The organism is Novipirellula herctigrandis (assembly GCA_007859835.1).
In the GTDB taxonomy this organism is placed as follows: Bacteria; Planctomycetota; Planctomycetia; order Pirellulales; family Pirellulaceae; genus Novipirellula_A; species Novipirellula_A herctigrandis.
On record SJPJ01000001.1, the window covers coordinates 2,710,732 to 2,736,156 of the forward strand.

Here is a 25,425-nt window from a genome sequence, read left to right on the forward strand (position 1 = left end):
GTCTAAAAAGCCTTCTCGGAAGGCATCCGAATTCGCTTTGATTCGATCTCGCTCATAAAACTGCTGGCGATGCGATAGTCGGTCACCTTCGTGTTCCAAAGGCAGAAACCATCATGATGCTTCGTCGCAAGAACCGCAGTCATCCCTGCTGAGCGAGCAGCTTTTCCCCATTGCCCCCGATCGATGGCAGTTGGCTTCTTGTATCAAATCGCTCGATAGCAGAGGGAAGTACCGTTTTCAATTGACGCCGGGATACGACCCGTTGCTTCGCACATTTTTTCGCTTGCACGGCCTCTCTTTGAATGCCGTTACCTTTTGTTCGTTCAGAAAGTCCTGATGTTGATTTCAAAGGTACGACTGCACTCAATGGCAGCAACTTCGAATTTGCTAAGCGTCGAGACTCTCACAGCAAGCAAAGAGGTCCTACTGATCCAGGAGAGAATCCTTTTCACCAAGCAAGTGCTTTGAAAAAAAGTCAATGACTTGTTGATGTTGCTCTGGCTCTTTGAAAAAACTGTGTCCATGGCCGGGATAGATAATCAATGTTGACGGAATACCTGTGTCCCGCAGTCGATGGTGAAATCTTGTACTTTGCTCCAGCTTAACCAGCAGATCGCTGTCACCGTGCATAATCAGAAAGGGCGGGTCGTCTGCGGAAATGTAACTCACCGGACTAGCTGCACGCGCTTCGTCTTGCCTGTCCTGGATCAAGCCACCGAGAAGCATAGGCAATGGATGCTTGGAAATGTCGCGATTTTTCAATGTGGGGTTGTTCGAGCGATTATTCCTCTTCAGAAAATCAGTTGGCCCAAACCAATCGCATACTGCCTGGACTCGACTTGATACTCCGGTTTCGCCAAGATCGCCCTCCAATTCGGCGACGTCACCGCTTGTCCCAAGCAGGGCGACCAAATGGCCACCCGCAGACGATCCCCAAACACCGATGCGATTGGAGTCGATGTTGTACTGCTCTGCGTTTTTTCGCAGGAACCGTATCGCAGCTTTGCAGTCATGTATTTGCGCGGGAAAGATCGCATCGCTGGACAGACGATAGTTGATCGACGCCAAAGCAAACCCTTCCCGTAAAACAAAGGACTGCTTGACAATTGAGTCCTTACTGCCTTTCCACCAACCGCCACCATGGATCCAAACGACGAGTGGACGTGACCCAGCGTTTTCATCGCCTGCTGGTAAATAAAGATCTAACGTATGTCGCTCGTGACCACTGTTGGTGTAGGGAATATCTCGATGAATCGACACACCATCGGGGAGTTGAACCTTGTTACCTTTCTTGATTTTCGAATTATTTGCAGGCTTCTGCCCTTTTTTTACATCATCATTAATGACCGGTCGCAGCACAATGTTGCGATAGCGTACTGCGGTGTGATCGCCTTGCAGGTAGATCGGTCCCGGAGCGTCGTCATCGGCACTGAGCGCCCCGTTTGTACAGCCGATGATCGGTTCGTTGTCGATCACTTTCGTGCCATTCAGAATGACGGTGGCGTGACGATCGACCAGAGTAATATCATACGTTTGCCATTCGCCGCCGGATTTGCCAGCCTTGCTGGTTGGAGGAATTCGGCTGAAGATCGCGCCAACGCCTTGAATGCCTTGCATCCGGCTGTCACGGTCGACCACTTGCGCCTCATACCGACCACGAAGATAGACGCCGCTATTGCCCCCCGATGGCACATTAAACTCAAGTCGCAGATTGAAATCCAAGAACTCCTGATCGGTCCGAAGATTGCCATAGTGTGAGAACGGATTGAAACTGAGTTTCGGTGTCGTGTTCACAAGCTCACTGTTTTCCGCCGTCCAACCGTTGATCTGCTTTGGATTGGTAAGCCGCCATCCGGCCAAGTCCTTGCCATTGAACAGTTCGACGGGATCGCCAAATTTGATCTGGTCTAAATCCGGTTTCGGTGGCAATGGCGACAACCGTTTGCCGTGAAAGATCAACTCTTCAACTTCACCGTCATCCAACGGACATTCCATCACCAATGTGATGCGGTCGCCATCGACGGTGGCGCGATGCTTGACGTCAATCTTTGCTCCCGTGGGTGGCCCGCCATCGTATTCGGGCTCACCAACCGGGATGCGACGCAAGAACGTCAGCGTGTCGTTGGCAAGCACCATGTCACGAGTATTTCGTCCCATGCCCACCGTCCACAATTCTCCGTTGAACTCGCCGTCGACTTGGTTGATGGTCAACCAACCGGCGGTTCCACCGGGCATCACGAGCCCCCAATTGCCGAGGAAACCTTGTTGGGTGTCCGGTGTTTGTGCCGTCGATTCGTGAACAACCACGAAACTTGAAAAGAACAGAAGTAAGAATAGTTGTATTTTCATGGAAGCCTTTGCGATCAGTTGGAATGAAGAGGTTAATGAACTGTGTCTGAATTTTTCCCATCGGCAAGCAAGGCGTCGGGAAATTCACCGTACGGCTTGCTTGTCTGTTTTCTTCTTCCTCTTTGCCGTTTGCTTGCCGAGCTCTTCCCAAGGATCGACTGGTGTGTAGCTAGACACGCCGTAGTCGCTGCCGTTATGGCTTGCCTTCGCTGAGGCGAGAAATGCGAGAATTTCGGCCCTCATTTGTTGCGCGATTTCGGGGTACTGAGCCAGGATATTATTCGACTCAGCAACGTCTTTAGAAAGATCGAACAAACGATCGAGCGCATTATCGTCGGGGGACTCGATGATCAGCTTATATTTGCCTTTCACAAGACAGGCGTGCTTCTGGTAGCGAAACGGAATCGCGGTTCGATGCTCTTTCGAGTCACCGCACAGGATCGGCAGGATATTCTCGCCATCAAGTTTTCGCCCATCGGGAAGCGAGGCATCAGTCATCGCACGAACGGTGGGAAGGTAGTCCAGTACCGACATCGGGACATCAATGAACGAGCCAGGTTGGATCCGGCCTAGCCACAGTGCCAATGCCGGAACGCGCACGCCGCCATCGGTCACATCGCGTTTTCGTCCGGTAAACTCGCCTGCACTTCCGGCCCGTCGCGTTTTGGATCGGTCTTTCGGAACGGCTCCTTCTGGGCCATTGTCGCTGCAGAAAAACAACGCGGTGTTGTCAGCCACACCTAGTTTTTCTAGCTCGGCACGCAAACGACCAACCTGGTCATCCACCGCCGTAATGCAGCCGTAGTAATGTGCCGCTTCACCGTGACCTTCATACATCTTCAAGTACTCCGGCCCGGCCTGAATATTTTCGTGCGGAGCATGGAACCAAACCACCGCTAGAAACGGAGTATCGCTGTGCGCGGCGTTTTGAATGAATGGGATCACCCGATCCATCAACACTCGCGAATCGCATCCTAAAACATTTTCATGTGTGGGCACGCCGTTTTCATAATACGGGTTGTTTTTTGCTCGAGAACCAATCCCTGGGTCCCATGTACAAACAGCCGATTCGGTTACGAACGAAACGTCATAGTCGCGTTCCCACGGCGGAGCATAGTTCGCTTCCGGCCTACGTCCTTTTCCTTTGGATGAGATCACTTTATCCAGTGTTCCGAGATGCCACTTTCCAAAATGGCCGGTGGTATAACCTTCCGCCTTGAGCATCCTAGCAACCGTATATTCCTCTTTTGGAAGATGCCCTTTATTGGCCGTCCAGACACCCATTCGGAAGTAATGACGTCCGGTCAGGAAGGAGGCCCGTGTCGGCGAGCAGACGGGGCCAACCGAATAGAAATGGTTCAGGATCGCCCCCTCCTTGGCTATCGTATCCAAATGCGGCGTCTCGATAATCGCATTTCCGTTGAAACCAGTGTCGCCCCATCCCATATCGTCGCACATCATCAGGATGATATTCGGCCGGTCTTGCGAAACCGCTGAAGCCGCCATTGAGGCAACAACGAATCCCGCAATCAAAGCTGATTTGATATTCATGATTTGTCTATTCTCTTTCGGGGATTCAGACCCGGTTATTTTTGCAAGCGGCTTCGAGTTTACATCCATTTTATTTCATCGACCTGTGTCGTCCGGATACACACGATAGTTCATTTAGGTCCAGGCAAGGTTTCGGTCGAAGACATTTCCATAGCATTTATTCTTGGGGGTGGTGATTAAAAAAACAATTGCGTGTCTTCTTTTTAGTTTCCAGCCGGTTCCATTGCCTCTGTGTACTCAGGACGTGCATTGCGAATTTGCGCCAGCACACAAACATGGCTATTTCTTCCGAACGTAGACGTAGTAGGCATTTGTCATCCGATTGCCGTCTTGGTCAAAAAAGGTTGCTTCAATGGTCGTTTTTCCTTTCGGAAGCGGAACTTCAAACAGCAGTGATTCGTCTGCATCGGCGACCTGCCGTTCTTCACAAAACTCCCCCACCCTTAGCGACACCGATGCAACAGGAAGTGGCGTGATGATTCCTTTTGTGAGTAACGTCTCTTTCGGACCACGCGTTGACCACGCATCCACGGTCTTGGTCACTTCGGGAACACCTCGCAGCGGTGCCGTTGCCTCGACGGGCCAACGGCGCACCTCGAATTGATAAGTTCCTGCTTGGGCTGCCTCCAAATGCCAGACACCTTTCACTTCGTGACCTTCGGCAGCGTAACCGTGCGAATAGCCTTCACCATCTCGAAGCTCAGAAAAGCTCAACAGCAGTTCTGTGTCGTGAGGTGTTCCGGCGATCGGCGTCGGAAAACTGCGGTCGTCTGGGGTGACTCGTTCCCAGTAGTGGTCAAAGTCCTTGATTAATCGCTCGACTACTTCCAGATGGTCTTTGGCGACATTCGTTTTCTGGCCTGGATCTTTTTGAATGTCATAAAGTTTGTTGTGCCCGAGAAGCCGCCACTGCTGAGTCATGATCGCATTGTAAACCCGGTTGTACTCAACTTGTCTTTGCTTCTCGACAACCAAGGTTCGAGCAGGCCAATTTCCAGTATCACCTCGGACCAGCGGCACTAGACTACGCCCATCGAAATCGATCGGCTTCGGAAGTTTCATTCCACACAAATCCGCCAGTGTTGGCAGCAAGTCAATATGTGCCGTCAGCGTCGGGATATCGCGTGGAGCGCCAAGTTCACCCGCGGGCCAATGAATGAAACAGGGGACTCGGTGACCGCCCTCATTGGTGCTACCTTTGCCGCCTGACATGCCGGCGTTGAACGATTCCCTTCCGTGCGAGCTTCCGTTATCCGTCATGAAGATCAGGATCGTATTCTCTGCTAGGCCCGCATCCTTGAGCACCTGTCGAAGCTGACCAAGATTCCAGTCAACCCGCTCAATCGACGCAAAGAAGGCTGCCAATTCCTTTTCAACTCCCTGCTCCATATAGTATTTGTGGAATTCGGCATTGGGGAACGTATAAGGTTTATGGGGCACATACGTCGGCAGGTAGATGAAGAACGGATTATCACCTTCGTGGTTTTCCAAGAAGTCTTTCGCAGCGTTGAAGAACGTATCGGGATTGAATCCTTCGCGGTATTCGCGCTCGCCGTTATGCCAATACGTATCATTGACGCGGTCATTCCAGAAATAGCAATCACTCGTATTGGTACCTCCGTCGCCCAGGCCTAACCACTCGTCAAAGCCACGATCCATTGGGCGGTAGGGGTAGTTTGCCCCAAGATGCCACTTTCCAAAGATGGCCGTATCGTAACCGTTATGTTTAAAGATGTCGGCCATCGTGGTTTCAGAAGCTCGCAGGTGATTGCCGCCTCGAACGGTATGCCACACCCGAGCGCGATGCGCGTACTTACCCGTCATCAGCGCGGCGCGTGTCGGCGCACACGTCGGGTCCACATGAAAGTCGGTTAGCCGGATCGATTGACGAAACAGTTCATCAATGCATGGCGTACGGATAATGGGATTGCCATGGGCTGCCACGTCGCCATAGCCCAGGTCGTCGGTCATCACGAGAATCACATTCGGTGGCTTTGCCGCCATTGCCGCATCACAAACCACCATGGATACCATCAATAGGAAAACCGTTCTCATCGTCTCATTTCTTACTCTGATTAGAATTTTTTGCCGGACGTTTTTTGGAAACATCTTTCTTGAATAGGCCCGCTCGATAACCAGCTTCGATGCGTTTTTCCGCAATCCGTTTCCGCAACGCATCTACGACGTTTGCGTACTTGGGATCCGCCGCCAAGTTTGTGAATTCACCCGGATCATTTTTCAAGTCGTACAGCTCAAAGCCCGCGTCTCCAAAGCCCCACTGTGTAAATCGCCAGTTTTCGTTGCGCAACGATTCGCCGCCGCTGCGACTGATAGTAAACGCTTCGTTTTTTTGCCAATGCGGCGACGCAGGATCGTCAAGCAACGGCATCATGCTCGTTCCTTGAAGGGAATCGGGGCCCGGTAAACCGGCCAACTCAGCAAGAGTCGGATAGAGGTCAATCAGCTCGGTAACCTTAGTCGTCTCTGATCCATGCCGATTGTCTTTCCAAGGAACGCTTACAATGAAAGGAACTTGCGTTGCTTCCTCGAACAGATGCTGTTTTTGGAACTTATTGTGATGCCCAAGTAGGTAACCATGGTCACTGGTAAAGACAACGATCGTATTATCCGCGAGCCCACGTTCTTCGAGCGCGCCGAGCACTCGCCCCACCTGCGCATCCATATAGGAAATACTGGAATAGTATGCCTGCAACAGCCCTTTGTGGAGTTGTGGAGTGACGCCGTAGGTTTTGCTGTTTTCCTTGTAATCGCGAATAATCGTCGGAACATCGTCCAAGTCATCCTCTGAAACCAGCGGCGCAACCATCTCATCACGATGATAGAGTTTGAAGTATTTAGCCGGCGCAACAAGCGGGACATGGGGCCGTACAAAACCGACTGCCAGGAAGAACGGGCGGTCTTTCAGTTTATCCAAAAGCTCGATGGCTCGATCCGCCGCCATACCATCGGCGTGGTCGGAATCACCGCCTTCAGCAACCACACCGCGGAACGCCTGCGTTCCCTTGTCTTTTGGCGACCAGTTAGTTAGCTCGCCCGGAGCATTATGCTCGAGTGCCTGGACATTGATTGCTTCATCCCATGACATGGGATCGTCATGGCTTGTTGTCCCATCCACGATATCCATGGGAATTCGCATGTGATAAATCTTACTCACGCGGGCTGCGTAATAACCATGATTGCGGAACAATTGCGACATCGTTACTACATTTGGCATATTGCCGCGAAGCGTTCCTGCGTTGCCCAACGTTCGTGTCGTGTAGGGATACTGCCCCGACATGATCGATGCGCGCGACGCACCACAAACCGGGTATTGGCAGTGCATATTCGCAAATCGAACACCTCGCGCGGCGAGTTTATCGAGGTTGGGCGTCTTACATTGCGGATGACCGAACCCGCTCAGCGACGTGTTCAGGTCGTCCGATATGATGAAAAGGACGTTTGGTTTGGACGGGCGTTCCACATGCAGCCTATCTTCACCCGTCACGACCGTGCCGCTGAGGAAGAACAGACTGCAAACGATTGTACTTAGCGTAAATGATTTCACGGTTGCCTCTTCTTCTTTCGATTAAGCTTTTCTTTCACGGGTTCATCCACCACGACCTTCGCAACAAAATCAGTCAGCAGCGATTTCAAACGATCAGCCAATTCCGGCATCTCGCCCGATAGATCCTGTTCTTCTTTGTAATCCAATTCAACATTAAAAAGCTGGCTGGATTTGATTTTGCCTTGCGGATTCACTTTGGCAAACAGTTTGAATTCCCCCTGCCGTGCAGCAGACATGCCTCTGTTCGGGCGGTGAAATATCAACGCATCCAATGGACGGTCTACCGCCGCCACTTTCGGATTCGCAAATAACGAGGCAATGTTCCCGCCGTCGATTTCGTTGCCGAGCGTGTCCTTGCCGCCGGCCAGTGCATAGAAGGTTGGCAGCAGGTCATAGCCGACAACCGGAACTCGACAGATAGATCCCGGCTGAATCGACGGACCACGCACCATGAACGGCACGCGGATGCCACCTTCCAGCAGAGAATGCTTTGCGCCCGACAAAGGAGCATTCGGGGGAAGGCTCTTACTGTTTCCTCCGGGCACCGTTCCACGCCCGCCGTTGTCACTCATGAAAACGACATAAGTGTTCTCGGAGACGCCGAGCTCATCCAATGCGTTTAATAAGTTGCCAATCCCTGCATCCAACTCTTCTAGCATGCCCGCCCAGCCATGCGGATAAGCGCGGTCAGGCGCGCCTTTCTGCTGGTATTTTTTGAGCGTGGCCTCCAGCAGTTCAATTCGCAAATGGACCGCATAGTAGCTAACTTGGGCATAAAAGGGCTGCCCTGCGTCAACCTGTTCGGTCATGAACTGAACCGCTCGATCGGTTACTGAACCTGTCCGCTTGGGATCCTCTGCAATGTGGAACGGTTGCATTTTATCTTCCATTCCGCCAGTGACGTTTCCGGTGTGTCCATCGCTGACGTCATAGCCACACTCTTCGGGCGAGGAGATCATCAGTTCGCCCCACTTGCCGAAATGGGCACATCGATAGGCTGGGTTTGCCAGCTTCATCGCCTTCGGAATCGTCATGTGGTCTGATGGCACCCAACTGCTTTTAAACTCGGTGCCACTACGTGCTGCACTGGATCCACAGAGGATACTGCGACGTGTTGGCGTACAGAGTGGCGCGGGAGAATATCCGCTGGTAAAACGCATACCCTCGGCGGCAATGCGATCCATGTTCGGCGTCCAGAGGTAGTCGGAATACGAGTCGGAAACATCCGGACGCATGGCCCCTGAGCGTTGGCTCCATCCCTGGTCATCCGTCAGGATCAGTACGATATTGGGACTCGCATCCGCCAATGCCGTTGAGGCCAAGGGCATGCAGCACGCAAGAATAAACATTCGCATCAATTTGGTCTTCATCTATCCTCTTTCTTAGACGTATATATTCGATCAACATTATCTTTTCTGGACGCTTGATTCCTTTTCGCCGCCAAGCTTTTTACTCTTCGTGAATGGGCCTATCCCAAAGTGCGTTGAAGTGGTCGCCTTTCGTAAAACCAGTTCCCTCGTCTACCACTCCGATAAACGAAATAATTCAGGTACGCTCCCATCGAATCAAATTCGCTTTAGTAACGAGTCGATTCGATACTCCTGACCGGAGACCGTTTCGAACTCAATCAATACCTTTCCGTATTTCAGTTTGCACGGACTGCCATTGATCGACTTGATTGTAGCAGTTTTCATCTGCCCATTCGCCCATTCGATGTCAACCGCAACGCCACCTCGTGCTCGCAAGCCTTTCACGCTGCCATCGGGCAAGGCTGTCGGCAGAGCGGGCAACAGAGGGATGGATCTAGCATGACTCTGTGCCAGCATCTCTGCGATCGCTGAGGTGGAACCAAAGTTGACGTCCGTTTCGAACATTTTTCGTTCACGCCCACGCTCGCCGACGGCGAACAGATTAGGCCAAGAACTGTTACACAAAATGTGACGTAAGTGCTTGTAGGCCGCATCAACGTCGACCAGACATGTGTAGCTGCACATCACTCACGCAGCGCACCCTGGTATTCCGGTGAAGCAGTCGCACCGCGTTTAACACGACAATCACGCGATTTGCGAGCAGCCTCAAACAACGTTGGTGTGTTTTCGGCGATCCGATTTCCCGGGCAAAGGCCCAAGGATGAGACGTGTGTCGATGCAAAGCGTTGCTCGAAAACAGTAAAGCAAACGAGAGCATGGTCCAAACAGCACGCTGCGGACTCTCTCTCATGACACGCTTTCATACAAAATTGAGATGCAAAGGCGTTCCCGGTCCTTCGTCACACCGATGAGGGACAATTTTTTTTCTCGTCCGAGATCCCTCGGTCGATTCCCCTCTTTTTGAAAGCCAGCATGCAAGTAGCCGCCCCTGCACCTAGCATTCATGAACACTTGGCACGAACCTTTTCATCGCTCTAAATTGCATCGTGGAAACGAACAAAATCTTCATCGAGACACGTCGGAGTGATTGGTCCATTGGGAGTCCTATTCACTCAACATTCGTTCGTTTTTTGTTGCTTGAGACAATCCAACAACATGCGTCGCAAAGCATTGACCTTGGTGTACAGACGGCGGGCCTTCTGACCGGTCTCATTGGCGATTCGAGTCACGGAGTCGCCCGGCTCGTAAACACTCAATATCAGTCGCCTCGAATCGTCGTTCATCTTATCAAGGCAATTGTCAATCGACTGTCGCTCCGCATTTTGTTCATCGAATCGATCCAATGCAGTCGTCGCGAGTTGGTGCAAAACGCTTTCGCGGAATACCAATCGATCCCGAGCCCGATCCCGTTGGTGGCTGAGCACTTTATAGCGAGCGATCACACAAGCCCAGCGGATGAATTCATCAGGTTCTTTTTCAACATCATCCTCATCCCCTTCAAAATCTGCAAACTTCCTCCAACATTCCAACGCGACATCTTGAACCACATCATCAACGCCATCGCGCGACGGTAATAGCGAACGCACGAAACGCCGGATCGAATGGTCATTGCGTGCCAGCAAAACAACAAAACGGCTATAGCGAGCTTCTTGTGATGATTGATTCATATAGCTCCCTCCGTTCCACAAAACGATTCTGCAAGAAGACTGATTTTACCTTGGCATTCATTCCGAAGCGACAAAGGCCTCGACAAACATTGGAAACACTGAAAATTCGCTAAAGAAAGACTGCCATCGGCGTCTGCTGAAACGTTGTCTTTACCGTCACCACAAAAATCGACAGCACGTTGGTCACAGGGCGCAGCGTCAATGAACATGTCCCCTTTCCACTAATTTAAATCCGGGCGTTCAGAGTCAAGTTCGCTCAGGAGGATGGCCTTCAAGGCAGCCACTTTTTCCGGATATTGCATGGCGAGATTGTGACGCTCTTCGTTATCGTCATTGATGTTGTAAAGCTGGAATTCGTCTTTCGCGCGGTTCATTTCAACCAATTTCCAACCATCGCGGGAAATCAACGCCGTCGACCCCATCACGCGGTTGTGATTATTGACGATCACATATTCATGCGTTTGCGTCTGAGGTTGCCCAAGCAGCGTCGGCAGGTAAGAGATACTATCTTTGCCAATTGGAACCTCCGCTCCGCCGATATCAGCCAATGTCGCCATGAAATCGTAGTGGGCACTTAGTAAATCCGTTTCGGTACCTGGTGCGATACGCCCGGGCCAACGCACGATCAATGGACACTGCATTCCGCCCTGATAGCCCGAGCGTTTCAACCCAGCACGACCGCCTGCGCCATTGAACACGTCGCCGCACTCGGAGGTGCGCCATTTTTTGTCGTCCAGATTGGCTTTTTCACCACTCGGCAAAATTTGTTTCTTGTAGCTCGGTTTCGGCCCGTAATACAACTCATGACCGTTGTCTGAACTGAACAGCACGACGGTATTCTCGTCGAGGCCCTGTGTTTTTAGCTCAGTCATAATCAGCCCCACATGATCGTCCAACATCTTAATCATCGAAGCATACTTCTTCTCCGCCAAACTCATTGTCGGATGCTCCGCGAAATCCGGATGCAGGCTTGGAATAGCCACGGGTCCATGAGGCAACTGAGTCGGATGATACAAGAAGAAACGTTCGTCCTTATGATCACGAATGTATTTCAGGATGCCTTCAATAAAGACGTTTTGCGAATAGGTTGCCCCGCCGTATCCGATCGGTTCATTGCCGATCTCACTGGTCTTGCCACAATTGGCCATGTGGTTCCCTTCCAACTCAAACCGCTCGCCGTTGCGCCACAGATAAGGCGGATAGAAACCATGGCAGCGAGCGTGGTCGAAATACCCCTCGTAGAAATCCCAACCGAATCGTTTCACCCGTTCATGCCATGTCAGGAATCCGCGATCGAGTTTGCCAAACTGCGAGGTTTTGTAGCCAGCCGCCTGAGCCACTTGGCCGAGAAAAACCTCCTCAGGTGCAATCGGATTGGCATTCGCTTTTAACTGAACCAATCTATCTTGATACTCCGCCTCCGTGATTCGGCCATCATCTCGTTGGATTGGCAAACCAGCCCTGGTATGCGCCCAACCTCCTCTTCGCCCATCGTGCATTCCCGACAGCAACGTCCAACGCGATGGCGCACAAAAAACGGCCCCATAATAGTTATTGAACTTGATACCGTCTGCGGCTAACTGGTCAATATTCGGCGTCGTCACCACTTGTTGTCCATAGCAACCAAGCATCCCAGGCCCGAGGTCATCGGCAAAAATCAGAACCACGTTGGGAAGAGGATTGGTTTGCGCCGTTGCATTCCATGTACTTCCAACCACTACCAGCAAGAGCACGAAAATCCGCAATGTCATATGATTTACCTAGTTGTTAACGAGCAGTAGTTCGAGACCATCCATTAAACAGCTTACCAGCGCGGGTGTGATCCAGTAGCTTGCTGGCAAATTCACCAGGCGTGAACCCGTTGCCCTTTCGCCCGTTGCCATTTCGCCCGTTGCCATTTCGCCCGTTGCCATTTCGCCCGTTGCCATTTCGCCCGTTGCCGTTTCGATCGAAGGGCACCATCAGGTCGTTCCCAGATTTGCCACCCACAACCAACACCCATCTCATCCGCCCACAAACATCAGCGAGTCTCCACTAACATATCCCGATTGTTCGAAGCCTTCCACCTTCGGAATCTTTACGCGGACCTCGTTCGTATCGGGCGTGACGCTTTCTTTTGATAGAAGCTCAGGGGTCGCATGGAACGAACCGATTCGGTTGAAAACACAACAGAAAGCGTGTATGCACCACCGTGAATAAGAAAAGACAAACAACCACGATTGGAAAGGAAACTGCCTGCATTGGATACAAGCGTTGCCCCGTGGTGAGCGGCGTGCGAATTGTGCATCAAGCGAATGAACATTATGCAACGGCTAACCGCTGACGCTGGAGAGCGAATCGCCTGCGTCTTCGGCTAACCACTTACATGTTCAAATAAAAAGCTGCGAGAAAGCCCATCTTTGAATCTAACAAGATCGTAACAAAGGCTGCGGCACATGATCGGTTGAAAACAAACACCCAACCGGATCAACCCCACCTTGTAACCGTGAATGACTCACCCGTTTGGTTACAAATCTCGCCGACTTTTTGACTTAATAGCCGCCAGCGGTTTCCTCAGCTGGCTGCGAGAAATTCACTTCCTCTTCGGACATTCCGCCATTGTCCATCACTGGCCCTTCAATGATCTCAGGGGCCTTATCCCCACCACAACCAAGCGAAAAGACAAACAGCGAAGACAACAACAAGAACACGTAACGTGCTTGCAACATGACTGGGATCTCTCAAAAGAGGGAACATAAAATGGAACAACGTTGGATGCCTCGAATGCACCCAACGTTATGAACGCAAAGTTTGCACGAATTAGAAATCGTTTAGAAATCTTCGTCAATGACTTCTTTAGCACTACGAGAGCCAAGTGCCCCCCAAAGCCCGTAGGGACTCTGGCCGCCCGGCCGGTTGTTGAGAAATCTGCCGTCAGCACTTGAGTCACCTGCTTCGATCGAATCGGTGATGAACCTGACTGCACCATCGCCCATTAGAACATGAACTCCGCCTTGGTGGCGACTACTAGGCGGCGCAGTTGACTCCGAATTGTGCGAGTACGCATTGCAGACTTCTCGGTTGGGGGCCAGGATCGTCAACACGCCTGTTTGAACCGGGGTGGCAACCGCCCAGCGATAACCACGCCCAAATTGTGGTCGCTCGACCATTCCGTTTGATGGAGCACTACCATTGTTTCGCCCAGCAGGGTACCAGAACTGCGGACGCAGAGGATCAATGTAACCTAAGTCAGTACAAGCATCGGGTTCGCGAAGTGGCCCAGTGGTTGCACTGTTGTGGCTACCGGTTCGCATCGGGATCGTTCGCTTATCCATGTCCCCAAGATCGGTTGCAATTTCGCCACACATAATCGTATTGGATAGACCATCGAGAATATCACGAAACGATGTATCTTGCCTGGGAACGAAAATGCCACGACACCCCGCTCGCGTATACTGCGCTCGACCCGATGGCGTCTGCCACAGGTTTGATCCAACGGATGCTTCATCAAGCCAAACCTGGTTGCCACCATTGTAAGACCCCACACCGGAACTGGTGTAGCTAATCCCGTCACCAAGACAGGCCGCATAATTCGTTCGTCCATAAGATGGCTCACCCTTACCAGGATCACTAGGACAGCGAAATGTTGGTACCTCCGTACGCCATGGAACATACCTTGATTCATGCGGCGAAGGGCCCATGGCATTCCAGGGACTGATGGGCATTGGAGTCACCACGGCTGAACCGTTCCAGTAGGAATTATTCGGATTGGAGATTTGCTCCCATAATGCCTGCTGCTCGACGAAGGGGGTCAACCCAACCAAGAAACTTAGCAAAGTCCCATTGGCAGACTGGGCACCGTCACCACCGGCATACCACAGCCTGTTCGTGGGAGTTCGTGTTCCACCATACTGCCGCGGAAGCTGGTTGTAGGCAGAGTGATAGTTATGCAACCCCAAGCCAATTTGCTTGAAATTATTACTGCAGCTCATCCGACGTGCTGCTTCGCGGGCTGCCTGAACCGCAGGCAGCAATAAACCAACCAGAACACCAATAATGGCGATCACCACAAGGAGTTCCACTAACGTAAAAGCTCGCTGGGATTTGAAACGGGAACGCATGAAAACACCTCCAAGAAAAGCAGAATCTGAAAAAGGCCTAAAACAAAGGCGAATAGACCACCTCAATAATTGTTATAGTAGGACAATACTCTTCCGTCTACCGATTCCGCCACTCCTTTTTATAATTCTCGGCTCCAGCCCACACGCCCCCCTCCGCAGGAGGGAGCGGCGTCAAATCGGGCGGTTTTCGATTGAGCAACTGACGCTAACGAACCGTAAAATGGAAGCAATTCGCGGTAAGCTTCGAAGATCATTTGCAATATTCGTCGCTTCGGTTTCTACAATCCAACACCCGTTCCTTGCATACTGTCGTCGTGGTCCCACAAGATCACCCAAGGATCCTTGGTCTTCAATTGGAATGCTTTTAGCTTTCCCTTCAGCCTTTTCAAGACGTCAGCATGGTCTTCGTCTGTGGCAAGATTTTGAATTTCGTCGACATCCTTGGAAAGGTCATAGAGTTCGAACTCAGCCCGAAATAGATAATCCTTCACCTTGCGTTTTCCAAAAGTCTCGCCACCAGAGCGGTAAACACTTTGCCATGTTGAGGCAGCCCAAAGGTCGGACGCAAATGGGTATTCCAGCCGCCAGGCAATGTTCCAAATCAACTTGAATTTGCCTTCACGAACAACGCGCATCGGGTAGTACATCGTCAGTTCATGAAAGTTATGCGACGCATAGATTTCATTCCAACCCTTTGGGCTTGTCTCGCCAAGTATTGTTGTGAAATTGCGACCGTGAAAGTCAGAAGCTGAATACTTGACGCCTGCAAAACTTAGAATAGTGGGTGTCAAATCAGCCCAGGTGATCATGGCGTTATTGACGATACCTTGGTTCTTCATGCGTGGATCCTTGACGATGCAAGGCAACTTCACGCCAGGTTCATAGACAGTTGTTTTCGCACCGGGAAAGGCAATCCCGTTGTCTGAAATGTAGATCACAATCGTGTTGTCCGATTTGCCCGCCTTCCTAAGCGACTCCACCAGCTTTCCGAACCCCTGGTCAATTCGAGACACCGATTGGTAGTACTCCGCCAATTCTTCGCGACATGGTTGTGTGTCTGGCAAGAACGGAGGGACAATCACATCGGCCGGTTTGTATTTGACGGTGTCGACTCCTGGAAAACCTTGCTCACGATTACCAAATGAATTGGGGGCGTCCCACGGTTCGGGTTGAAACGGTGCGTCTCGATGAGGATCATCGGTACAAAAATAGAGAAAGAAAGGACGTTCTTGATTGATCACCCCTTCACATGCCGTCGCCATTTCAACGGTGTTGCGAGGGTCGGCACTTAAGACCCTATCAAATTTGTAAACTGACTCTGGAGCCAAATGGTACTTTCCAACGCGTGCCGTCGTATAACCGGCCTTGTTAAGCAAGACGGGCAAAGACTTGACCGACTCGAAGGTGCTGAAATGGTGATAGTCATGCACATGCCCATAGGAACCGGTGGCGTGTCCGAATTTTCCGGTCAGAATGACAGAGCGACTCGCGGCACAACTAGCACTGGTGCAATAAGCCTGCGTAAAACGAACACCTTCTTTTGCCAACTGATCCAAGTGCGGCGTCTTGATGATTGGATTGCCGTAACAACCAAGTGCATCCATCCCATGATCATCAGAGACGAACAAGACGATATTGGGTTGGTCCGCAGCGGAGACGATTCCGCTGGTGCAAAAAACAAAACCAAGCAAGACGAGTCGGTACATGAGTCTAATCGCGGGTAAGAGTCGGGGGATAAGAGTCGGGGGATTGCCGAGACTTCGCTTCCGAGAGCGGCGAGTCGCAATCGAGATCATTTTCATCATTGACGAGGGATCGTTGTAGGCCAGGATCGTTGTAGGCAGGATCGTTGTAGGCAGGATCGTTGTAGGCCAGGATTTCATTGGCCACGACCTCACCTGGCGCCGCAATGCCAGGACCGGTCCTCGCCTTCATCCAACTTCAAATGCTCTAAGTTTCTCGTCCCGTACGTCTCACTCAATATAGCCGGATGTAACCGAGCCCCAAGTCTTTCCGATACGGATATCGCCAATCTGCACGGGATCGGATTCATTCGAGACAAGTCGGATCTCATCAAACACGCTGTTGTCGAGAATGGGACGCGTCCCCATACTCCACGCTAGCGGCTCGACAGAATCCACAGCAGTGCCGAATTCGTAGACACGAGCAAATACTTGGTCGACCTTTTTGCGATGCGCAGATATCTTGCAAACAATCAGCTGCGAATCGGATTCACGGAGGCTTTTCGTTGTTTTTGCGGTTCGTCCGTTGTGAATCAACTTCGGCGTCCCCATCCTTCCGCATGGGCTGATTGCGATTTTGTTTCCTGTCGGGTCGTGCAAGGTAATGAAAGCCCAACCCGACGAAGGTTTACTCCGTTGAAGATCAGGTTTTCGAACCAAAAAGCTGACGTAGTATGCAACGTCCCGGTCCATACGAATAGGCTTTTCTAAGGACCGGGTCAATGACGTGGTTCCGCTTAGCAGCACACTTCCACGATCGGACGCCGTCGTCGCACCAGGCCATGCAATGGCGTGTGAAGAAACAACTTCCGCGACGTCGGCTTGAACGCGTTTGTTGGATCGTTTCCAGCCGCCATTCCAACCCTTACCGCCATCCTGACCAACGAGTTTTTCGCCTCCATAAGAGAAAGACTCCGAGAGGATCAACGCATTGTCTTGCTTCGCATGAGCGGCGGGCCCTCGGGCAAAGTCAGCAGATGCAAGCGGGATCTTCTTCTGATTTCCGCACGCCTCGACGCGGCGTGCTTGACCAGCGTCCAGATGCACAGCCTCGGTCAATGTGTCATTGGATTCATAGTGAACACGCCCATCGAAAACATGGATCTCCATGACATCGCCCGACGAATCCACTGACACGGCATACTCGGTGCCTTCATCTAATATCTTTGAAAAAGGAGTTCTTAGCGTGAAGCAATCTAAATCTGTGAGCCCACGAAAAACAGCCTTGCCTTTGACCAACAGAGCTTCATCAACGGCTACCAAATCAAGCCGAGTCGGCCCCTCGATGACCAAACTCACATCGCAATCAAACTGAACCACAGCGATTCCGGTTTCGAGCTGCAGCGATTCGCTCGAAAGCCGCTGCCCCTCATATCGCAACGCGCTGGCCGCGGCCCATCGACACCCCGATGCATACCTGAGCGTTGCGATTTCCTGTGATTCGGGATCGTAGCGGCGAGCCACCTCCGTCGCATCCGACTTCGATGTCGTGCGATTCCCCCAGAACCAATGGTCGATGCCAGCTCCCACAATGAGGCTGACGCTCATCGCCATTGCGAGCCAAGCCGCCGTTCCAAGCGAACGCCGTTTTCCAACGCGATCAACCGGAGCCTGCGGGTTTGGCGGAACCGAATCCACCGATTCCTTCACATCGCCATGTTGTCGATGAAGCATGGAATATAGGTCTACCGACTCGACGTAATAATCCAAGGCGGCGGGATCGTTTTGCATGATCGCTTCGAGCTCTCGCATCGATTCTGCGTCGAGCTCACCTTCACGCAACAAACCCACCAGCTCCATCAAACGGTTGTGTTCCTGGGGTGTATCCATCAGTTGGCCCTCTCTGCCCGCAGCGATTGCCGAATGCAATAGAGCAAACGGTCGTGTATTCGATTGAGCGACTTGTAAACCGACTCAACGCTGCGACCGACTTGCGCCGAAACCTCCTTGGTCGAATTCTCAGCAAAGTACTTCAATTGAATTAGCTGGTGATCCTTCTCACGCAGCTCCGACAAACAGGACTGCAGGGCCTCAGCACGCACGTCACTTTGAGACGACAATTGCCCAGCGGCCTCTGCGATCATCAACATGGTGGGCTCGCTGAAAAGCACCTTGGAAGTCTGTTTCTTTCGACGATAACGAAGCACTTGATATCGAGCGATCGTAATCCCCCAAGCCGCAAAATTCGTCCCAGGCTCGAATGCGTCGTACTTCCGCCACATCGTCGTACAGGTTTCTTGCAGCAGGTCTTCGGCATCGGCCATGTTTGGAACCAGGGACAAGACGAAACCAAGGATCCGCCGTTCTGATTGCAGAAACAGCCGCATGAAGGCCTCTTCCTTCGCGATATCCACCGCTGGTTCCTGTTCATCCGTCATTTCGTTCTCCCGGTTACTTTGCCGTTCATTCAACAGGTTCCAAAATCTGGAGACGTGACTCCGTTGATCGTCGGGGGCAGATAGAAGACCGCGTGCGTCTACGTTTTTTGGAGTTTTTTCTCGAGCGAAATCCCAAAAGTTCTCGGAACTGGCAAAATTTTAATTCTAAAAAGGTTCAAAATGGGGGCCCCCATGCGATTACCTTCCGTTCACGCTCATTTCGCCTTGACTCCCCCCGATCTTACAAACCTAACCCAATGAAGAACACGCCCACCTTAGCTTCCTCGCGACGAAGGTTCCTTAACCAAGCCGCTGCGTTGACAACCGCCGCAATGGTTCCCTACACATTCACTGCGTCACGAGTGGCTGCCCAATCAAAAAGCGAACGTTTGCGATTCGCATTGATTGGTGTGGGAGGAAACGGAACGCGGACGGCACCGGTTGGCAAAGAGTATGCCGACTTGGTTGCGTTGTGCGACGTGGATGCCCGTCATCTCAGCCACGGAAATCAGTTACTGTGTGACGGGGAAGCGGACCTCTATGCCGACTACCGCGAAGTGCTCGCACGCGAAGACATCGACGTTGTGCAAATTTCGACGCCCGATCACTGGCATACCAAGATTCTGATCGAAGCGATGCTGGCGGGCAAAGATGCTTACTGTGAAAAGCCGCTAACGCTGACCATTGACGAAGGCAAGTTGATTCGAAAAGTGCAAAAGGAAACGGGTCGTGTCGTCCAGGTTGGGACTCAACAGCGAAGCAGTTTCAATCGGTTCAACAAAGCTTTGGCAATAATCGCTGACGGACGCCTCGGGAAACTCAAACAGATCACCGTGGGGATTGATGCTGGCGGATGGAGTCCTGAGATTCCGATCGCGGATGTTCCCAAAGGACTTGATTGGGATCGCTGGCTCGGACCGTCGCCGCCAATGGATTATCGTTTCTTGAAGGATGCCAATAGGGACAAATTTTACACCAACTGCCACACTCATTTTCGCTGGTGGTATGAACATTCCGGTGGCAAGCTGACCGATTGGGGTGCTCACCACATCGACATCGCAATGCTTGGGATCGCCGCGGCTGGACAAAACAACGACCCGGTATCGGTAGCCGGATCCGCAGAACACGATGTTGAGTTCAAAGACGGAATCCCCATGCTTAACAACCGTTACAACACCGCTCGGGCGTTCAATCTGGATGTTGACTTTATTGACGGTGACGTTGTGATGAATATCCGCCATGACGTCGACAACGGCATTTTGTTCGAAGGCGAACTCGGACGGATTTTTGTCAACCGGGGCAAACTTGTTGGTAAGCCAGTTGAATACCTAGCGTCCAAACCACTGCCCGAAGAAGCAATCGCCAAAGTCTATCGTGGCATGCCGATCATTGGAAACGACCGACCGGCTCATTGGGCTAACTTCATCCATTCGATCGAACATCGCACGCTGCCGATCTCGGACGTTCATTCGCATATGAAAATGTTGAACGTATGCCACCTTGCCGGAATCTGTTGCCGCCTTGGCCGTACGATCCATTGGGACCAAGCCACCGAACAAATCACCGGCGATGAACTTGCAGCCAGTATGATGAGCCGACCCTACCGAGAAGGCTACGAGATCGAAGTCTAGTGATTTGCCCCCGATCCCCGTGCCTGCAGTAAAACCCCCGTGCCTGCAGTAAAACCCCCGTGCCTGCAGTAAAACCCCCGTGCCTGCAGTAAAACCCCCGTGCCTGCGGTAAAAGAGGTACGGACGACGCAATCGAGTATGTTTGCCCGGCCGAAGACTTGTCATTCGCTCAGATCAGGTCAAATTAGCGGGCAAGCTAAACTCCGATTCAGTAACGAATCTAGCCGTAAACCTCTCCTGTCCAAAACTCGTACTCAAACGTGATTCCATGAGAAGTCCTTTACCCAAGCACCGGTTGGCTTTTCTATTCGCCGTTTGTCTGATGGGATTCAGCTCCTTTTGCAAGGCCGCCGAACGTCCCAACATCGTGCTGATTATGGCCGATGACCTCGGTCTCGGTGACGTCAACTATTACCACGAGAAATTCCAAGCACAGAAATCGCTGGTACCCACACCCGCGATGGATGCACTCGCGCGAGATGGTATGTGGTTCACCGATGCCCATTCCGCGACGGCGCTTTGTTCCCCCACGCGTTACTGTGTGATGAGCGGCAACATGAACTACCGCAGCTATGCTCCTTGGGGCGTCTGGGGCACGTTTCGTCCTAGCCCTTTCCGCGCGGAAGAAGCAACACTTGGACGCGTCGCGAAAGCGGCTGCTTACGCGACGGGATTTATTGGCAAGTGGCATCTTGGCGGCGATTTCCTGGATTCAAAAACAGGTGAGGTTTACCGTGAAAACGAACGCAACAATCCGGACGTAACGGTTGACATGACCAACATGGTCGGTGGTGGTCCACCGTCGATCGGCTTTGATTACAGCCTGACCCTGCCCTGCGGAATCCAGGGGCCATCTTACTGCGTGTATGAAAATGGCACTTGGTTTCCGCTGAAACAAGATTCAAAAATCATCTTCGTCGATGAAAAATCAGCCATCGACCCGGCTTTTGTTTCCGACAAAGGCCCGGGACTTGGTGATTCAAACTGGGACACGCGTGAGATTGGAAAACTGCTTTCGGCCAAAGCGGTCGACTTCATCGACGAGCACTCCGGCAAGGATCCGTTCTTTTTGTGTTACTGGAGCCCCCAAGTTCATTTGCCGCATTGCCCGACGGACGAATTCGATGGACTAAAAATCGCCGGAACCACACCTTCAAAACACCTTGATACGCTGCGTGATCTCGATCAGCAACTCGCTCGAATCGTCAAAGCGCTCAAAGCCAACGGTGTCTACGACAACACGCTAATCGTATTCACATCCGACAATGGGGGCTTGAACGTCGACAAAGACACCGAGAAGGCGGGACATGATTCGAGCGGCGAGTGGCGAGGTTTCAAGAATGCACCACATGAAGGCGGACACCGCGTTCCGTTTGTGGCCGTCTGGAATGGAAAAATCGCGAAGGGCAGCGTCAGTAACGAACCGGTCATCAACCAAGACATGCTGGCAACGATGGCGTCTCTATTGAAAGTAAAAGTTCCCGCCGACCAAGCCATGGACTCACTCAATTTGTTACCTCTGCTGACTGGTGAAAAAGGTTTTCAGCGTCGCGAGTTCATCATGATGCAGGCTGGCAGTAAGAATGAAGTGATGTTCCGCAAAGACGGCTGGAAGTTGACTCTGAAAAGCAATCACAAACTTACCGAGTACAAGCCGGTCGCACTCTTCAATCTGAACGACAATCCGACGGAGCATGAGGAGCAAAACAAAGTCAACAATCCCGAGCACGCCCAGCAAGTCAAGGAAATGCGTGAAGAGTACATTCGGATCCGTGAAAGTGGCGTACGAACAACCCCCGTTGTGCGTTCATGATTTACCATCGGCTTAGAAAACCCAATCGAACTCGATGCATTCTCGTTGATCCGAATATAGAATATCGCATGCCCCATTCCACCTTTCCACTGTCTATCTAGGAGCCCCCTTTGAATACGAGACTCTTTGCATTGGCGTTGGCAATCATCTTGCTGACACCGGCTTCTTTGTCTTTGGCAAGCGAACGACCAAACTTTGTTTTCATCCTCACCGACGATCAATCCTATGGAATGATGGGTTGTGACGGAAACGAATTGACGCAAACACCGAACATTGACCAATTGGCAACCGACGGCGTCTTCTTTGATCGTGCCTATGTCACCAGCGCAATTTGCACGCCGAGTCGGATTTCAATTTTGCTGAGTCAATACGAACGGAAGCATGGCGTCAATTTTAATTCCGGAACCAGTGTTGCCCCCGAGGCTTGGGCCCAGTCTTATCCAATTGTAATGCGTGAGAACGGCTATTACACAGGTTATGTCGGCAAGAACCATGCTCCAATCGGCGACGGTGGCTACGATAGCGGGCTGATGGAAAAGTCGTTCGACTATTTCTACGCAGGCCATGGGCACATTAAATTTTACCCCAAGGATGTGCACGACATTTTCAAGGGAGCCAAGGCGGACACGCAAATCGAGATCGTTGCTGAAAGTGCCGTTGACTTTTTATCCAATGAACATCGACTCGAAGGCGCGATCCGCTTTCTCGAATCGCGCCCCGAAGACAAACCGTTTTGCCTTAGCGTTTGCCTGAATCTGCCTCATGGCGCAGGTACCAGCACGATGCAAATGCGTGAAAGTGACGACGAGATTTACAAGACGCTCTATCGCGACATCGACCTACAGCTGCCCGAGCATTACGTTGCCAAGAAAGAGATCACGACTCCAAAATTGCCGCCAGATGTCCTTAAAACAGAAGAACGCCAAGTGGGATACAACTATGTGGATGAGCCAATAGCCGTGATTGAACGCATGACGCGGCAAATGCAAGCGATGACGGGGATCGACCGCTTTGTCGGTAACGTCCGCAAGAAGCTACTAGCAAAAGGGCTCGGCAAAAACACGATCATCATTTTCACGTCCGACCATGGCCTGTTCATGGGCCAACAGGGCTTGGGTGGCAAGGCGCTTTGCTACGAACAAACCACGCATGTGCCGCTGATCGTTTACAACCCAATGGCTCAGCCCGAATCACTCGGCCGACGAAGCAATCGCTTGGCCCAAAGCATCGACATCGCCCCCACGATGCTCGACTACGCTGGCGTCACACCGCCTAACACCTTCCAGGGAAAAAGTCTGCGACGCTTAATCGACGGCGACGGCGACGAGATACACGACTACATCTTCACTGAAAATCTGTGGTCCACGCACTTTGGAAATCCTCGTATCGAGGCAGTTCAAGACAAACGATGGAAGTACATTCGCTACTACAAAAACAACAACTTCCCTGCATCCGAAAAGGTTCGGGTGGCGAAGGAATTGAACGTGCCTGTCAACAAAATGCTGTACAACGTGCATGACGATGGGATTGCCGTCTACCGTCACTACGCCGAGTCATCGTTGGCCGGTGAACCGCCCGTCTTCGAAGAGCTGTACGATATTGAGAATGATCCGGCTGAGTTAAACAACTTGATTGACCAGACTCAACACTCCGATATTCTGAAGCGGCTCAAGGCAGCTTGGAAGCAGAAGCTGACCGAAGCGAGGGGAACGGGCACGCCGAAGGTGCTCCGTTACACTGCCGACAGTGGAGCCAAGCCGGGCTAACCGCTTCCCCTTCGATTGGCTTCAACAATATCCTTCACTCCTTTACTCACTGAACTAAAAATGACGCGTCCCATTTATCTCGCCATCGCGATCGGAATTTCACTAGTTCACCTGTCCTCGCTTTGCATCGCGGCCGAACGTCCCAATATTGTGCTTATCGTCGCGGACGACTTGGGCTATAGCGATGTTGGCTTCAACGGGTGTAAAGAAATCCCGACGCCAAACCTCGACGCATTGGCCGCGACGGGTGTCGTTTTCCAGTGCGGTTATGCGTCGCATCCGTACTGTAGCCCCAGCCGCGCAGGCCTGTTAACGGGTCGATATCAACAGCGTTTCGGCCACGAATGCAATCCAGAACCTGACGCGCGTTCGATGAGCGATTCAGCCCCAGGATTACCGTTATCGGAAACCACGTTGGCAGACGCCTTGAACAACGCGGGCTACGTCACCGGTGCGATTGGAAAATGGCATTTGGGCGATGCTCAGCAATATTGGCCCAACCGACGCGGTTTCGATGAATGGTTTGGATTCAGCGCCGGCGGCTTAAGCTACTGGGGTGATGTCGGAAAGAAGCCCGCTGCACTAGGCGTCCATCGTGGCGACGATCCGGTCGACCCGAAGACATTGACCTACCTGACAGATGACTTTTCGAACGAGGCAGTTGCGTTTGTCCAGCGACATCAAGCCGAACCGTTCTTCCTCTATCTGGCCTACAACGCACCGCACGCTCCCGATCAAGCGACGAAACATCACTTGGCGAAAACCGAACACATTGAATACGGCGGCCGAGCCGTCTACGGCGCGATGGTCGCAGGGATGGACGAAGGGATTGGCCGAGTGATGGCGAAGCTAAAAGAGGTCGGCGTTGACGAAAACACGTTGGTCATTTTCTACAGTGACAATGGCGGACGCAGAGAACATGCGGTCAACTTTCCTTATCGGGGACATAAGGGCATGTTATTCGAGGGTGGCATTCGAGTTCCATTCTTGATGGCTTGGCCGCAGCAATTTCCCAAAGGCACGACGAACACTTCACCCATCACCGCATTGGACATTTTCCCAACGGTGCTCGCAGCAACGGGGGCGAACATGGATGATGCGAAAAAGCTAGATGGAATCAATCTGATACCGAGGCTCCAAAAACCGAAATCGCGAGTTGAAACACGGACGTTCTTCTGGCGATATGCCATGGGCGAAAACGAATTCGGGTACGCTGTCCGCGAAGGCGACATGAAGCTGGTGCAAAGCGGTTACAAGGGTCGCTCACTTCTATTCAATCTTGCCCGCGATCCCTGGGAACGGGATGACTTGGCCGACGAACAACCACAGACAGTCGCCCGCTTGAGCAAGCTGATAAAAACTTGGGACGAAAAGAATGTACCGCCAAAGTGGATCGATCCTCACGGCACCAACGTTCGCAGCGAAGAAGCATCACGACGAAAAACCGTTGAAGCAGCGTCGCGTGGCGAGCGGTAATACGCGGACGATATCCA

The 25,425-nt window shown here is 52.0% G+C and carries 20 protein-coding genes; 4 read left to right on the top strand and 16 right to left on the bottom strand.

Features of this window, described 5'->3' with window-relative positions:
- Nucleotides 1–2 precede the first annotated feature (2 nt).
- From CA13_RS10020 to CA13_RS10090, 16 genes are all read right to left on the bottom strand, one after another.
- Nucleotides 3–185 carry an alpha-L-fucosidase gene (locus CA13_RS10020; RefSeq protein ID WP_146403570.1) on the bottom strand — a complete coding sequence of 61 codons (183 nt, stop codon included), beginning with the start codon at nucleotides 183–185 and terminating at the stop codon, nucleotides 3–5.
- A gap of 238 nt (nucleotides 186–423) precedes the next feature.
- Nucleotides 424–2,349: a 3-keto-alpha-glucoside-1,2-lyase-like domain-containing protein gene (locus CA13_RS10025; protein WP_146395995.1), complete on the bottom strand. Its 1,926-nt coding sequence runs from the start codon at nucleotides 2,347–2,349 to the stop codon at nucleotides 424–426.
- An 84-nt stretch (nucleotides 2,350–2,433) separates the two neighbouring features.
- Nucleotides 2,434–3,900 carry a sulfatase family protein gene (locus CA13_RS10030; RefSeq protein WP_146395996.1) on the bottom strand — a complete coding sequence of 489 codons (1,467 nt, stop codon included), beginning with the start codon at nucleotides 3,898–3,900 and terminating at the stop codon, nucleotides 2,434–2,436.
- A 279-nt stretch (nucleotides 3,901–4,179) separates the two neighbouring features.
- Nucleotides 4,180–5,955 carry an arylsulfatase gene (locus CA13_RS10035; RefSeq protein WP_419194142.1) on the bottom strand — a complete coding sequence of 592 codons (1,776 nt, stop codon included), beginning with the start codon at nucleotides 5,953–5,955 and terminating at the stop codon, nucleotides 4,180–4,182.
- Between the two features lie 4 nt (nucleotides 5,956–5,959).
- Complete coding sequence (locus CA13_RS10040) at nucleotides 5,960–7,465, bottom strand: sulfatase (protein WP_146395998.1); 1,506 nt, start codon at nucleotides 7,463–7,465, stop codon at nucleotides 5,960–5,962.
- Nucleotides 7,462–8,835, bottom strand: coding sequence for a sulfatase-like hydrolase/transferase (locus CA13_RS10045; RefSeq protein ID WP_419194143.1), 1,374 nt, complete (start codon nucleotides 8,833–8,835; stop codon nucleotides 7,462–7,464). The genes CA13_RS10040 and CA13_RS10045 overlap by 4 nt, the downstream gene beginning before the upstream one ends.
- A gap of 195 nt (nucleotides 8,836–9,030) precedes the next feature.
- Entirely contained in the window at nucleotides 9,031–9,459 is a 429-nt protein-coding gene (locus CA13_RS10050; protein ID WP_146396000.1) for a glycoside hydrolase family 95-like protein, read from the bottom strand.
- A 488-nt stretch (nucleotides 9,460–9,947) separates the two neighbouring features.
- Nucleotides 9,948–10,502: a sigma-70 family RNA polymerase sigma factor gene (locus tag CA13_RS10055; protein WP_146396002.1), complete on the bottom strand. Its 555-nt coding sequence runs from the start codon at nucleotides 10,500–10,502 to the stop codon at nucleotides 9,948–9,950.
- Between the two features lie 221 nt (nucleotides 10,503–10,723).
- Nucleotides 10,724–12,253: an arylsulfatase gene (locus tag CA13_RS10060; protein ID WP_146396003.1), complete on the bottom strand. Its 1,530-nt coding sequence runs from the start codon at nucleotides 12,251–12,253 to the stop codon at nucleotides 10,724–10,726.
- A 9-nt stretch (nucleotides 12,254–12,262) separates the two neighbouring features.
- Complete coding sequence (locus tag CA13_RS10065) at nucleotides 12,263–12,430, bottom strand: hypothetical protein (protein WP_419194144.1); 168 nt, start codon at nucleotides 12,428–12,430, stop codon at nucleotides 12,263–12,265.
- Between the two features lie 603 nt (nucleotides 12,431–13,033).
- Nucleotides 13,034–13,210, bottom strand: a complete 177-nt coding sequence (locus tag CA13_RS34970; RefSeq protein WP_419194145.1) for a hypothetical protein — start codon at nucleotides 13,208–13,210, stop codon at nucleotides 13,034–13,036.
- Nucleotides 13,211–13,312: 102 nt separating this feature from the next.
- Nucleotides 13,313–14,602 (bottom strand): DUF1559 domain-containing protein, encoded by a 1,290-nt coding sequence (locus CA13_RS10070; protein WP_146396006.1) that lies wholly within the window; start codon nucleotides 14,600–14,602, stop codon nucleotides 13,313–13,315.
- Between the two features lie 278 nt (nucleotides 14,603–14,880).
- A complete protein-coding gene (locus tag CA13_RS10075) occupies nucleotides 14,881–16,308 on the bottom strand; it encodes a sulfatase family protein (RefSeq protein ID WP_146396008.1) in 1,428 nt (475 codons plus the stop codon).
- A gap of 4 nt (nucleotides 16,309–16,312) precedes the next feature.
- A complete protein-coding gene (locus CA13_RS10080) occupies nucleotides 16,313–16,537 on the bottom strand; it encodes a hypothetical protein (protein ID WP_146396010.1) in 225 nt (74 codons plus the stop codon).
- 38 nt (nucleotides 16,538–16,575) lie between these two features.
- Nucleotides 16,576–18,174, bottom strand: coding sequence for a hypothetical protein (locus CA13_RS10085; RefSeq protein ID WP_146396012.1), 1,599 nt, complete (start codon nucleotides 18,172–18,174; stop codon nucleotides 16,576–16,578).
- Nucleotides 18,174–18,722: a sigma-70 family RNA polymerase sigma factor gene (locus CA13_RS10090; protein ID WP_146396014.1), complete on the bottom strand. Its 549-nt coding sequence runs from the start codon at nucleotides 18,720–18,722 to the stop codon at nucleotides 18,174–18,176. The genes CA13_RS10085 and CA13_RS10090 overlap by 1 nt, the downstream gene beginning before the upstream one ends.
- Before the next feature lie 332 nt (nucleotides 18,723–19,054).
- Here CA13_RS10090 and CA13_RS10095 point away from each other — a divergent pair, with 332 nt between their 5' ends.
- The 4 genes from CA13_RS10095 (at nucleotide 19,055) to CA13_RS10110 (ending at nucleotide 25,408) form a co-directional block, all read left to right on the top strand.
- A complete protein-coding gene (locus CA13_RS10095; protein ID WP_419195105.1) occupies nucleotides 19,055–20,353 on the top strand; it encodes a Gfo/Idh/MocA family protein in 1,299 nt (432 codons plus the stop codon).
- A 268-nt stretch (nucleotides 20,354–20,621) separates the two neighbouring features.
- Nucleotides 20,622–22,166 carry a sulfatase family protein gene (locus CA13_RS10100; RefSeq protein ID WP_419194146.1) on the top strand — a complete coding sequence of 515 codons (1,545 nt, stop codon included), beginning with the start codon at nucleotides 20,622–20,624 and terminating at the stop codon, nucleotides 22,164–22,166.
- A gap of 131 nt (nucleotides 22,167–22,297) precedes the next feature.
- Nucleotides 22,298–23,932 (top strand): sulfatase-like hydrolase/transferase, encoded by a 1,635-nt coding sequence (locus tag CA13_RS10105; RefSeq protein ID WP_146403574.1) that lies wholly within the window; start codon nucleotides 22,298–22,300, stop codon nucleotides 23,930–23,932.
- A gap of 60 nt (nucleotides 23,933–23,992) precedes the next feature.
- A complete protein-coding gene (locus CA13_RS10110; RefSeq protein ID WP_146396017.1) occupies nucleotides 23,993–25,408 on the top strand; it encodes a sulfatase in 1,416 nt (471 codons plus the stop codon).
- Nucleotides 25,409–25,425 lie beyond the last annotated feature (17 nt).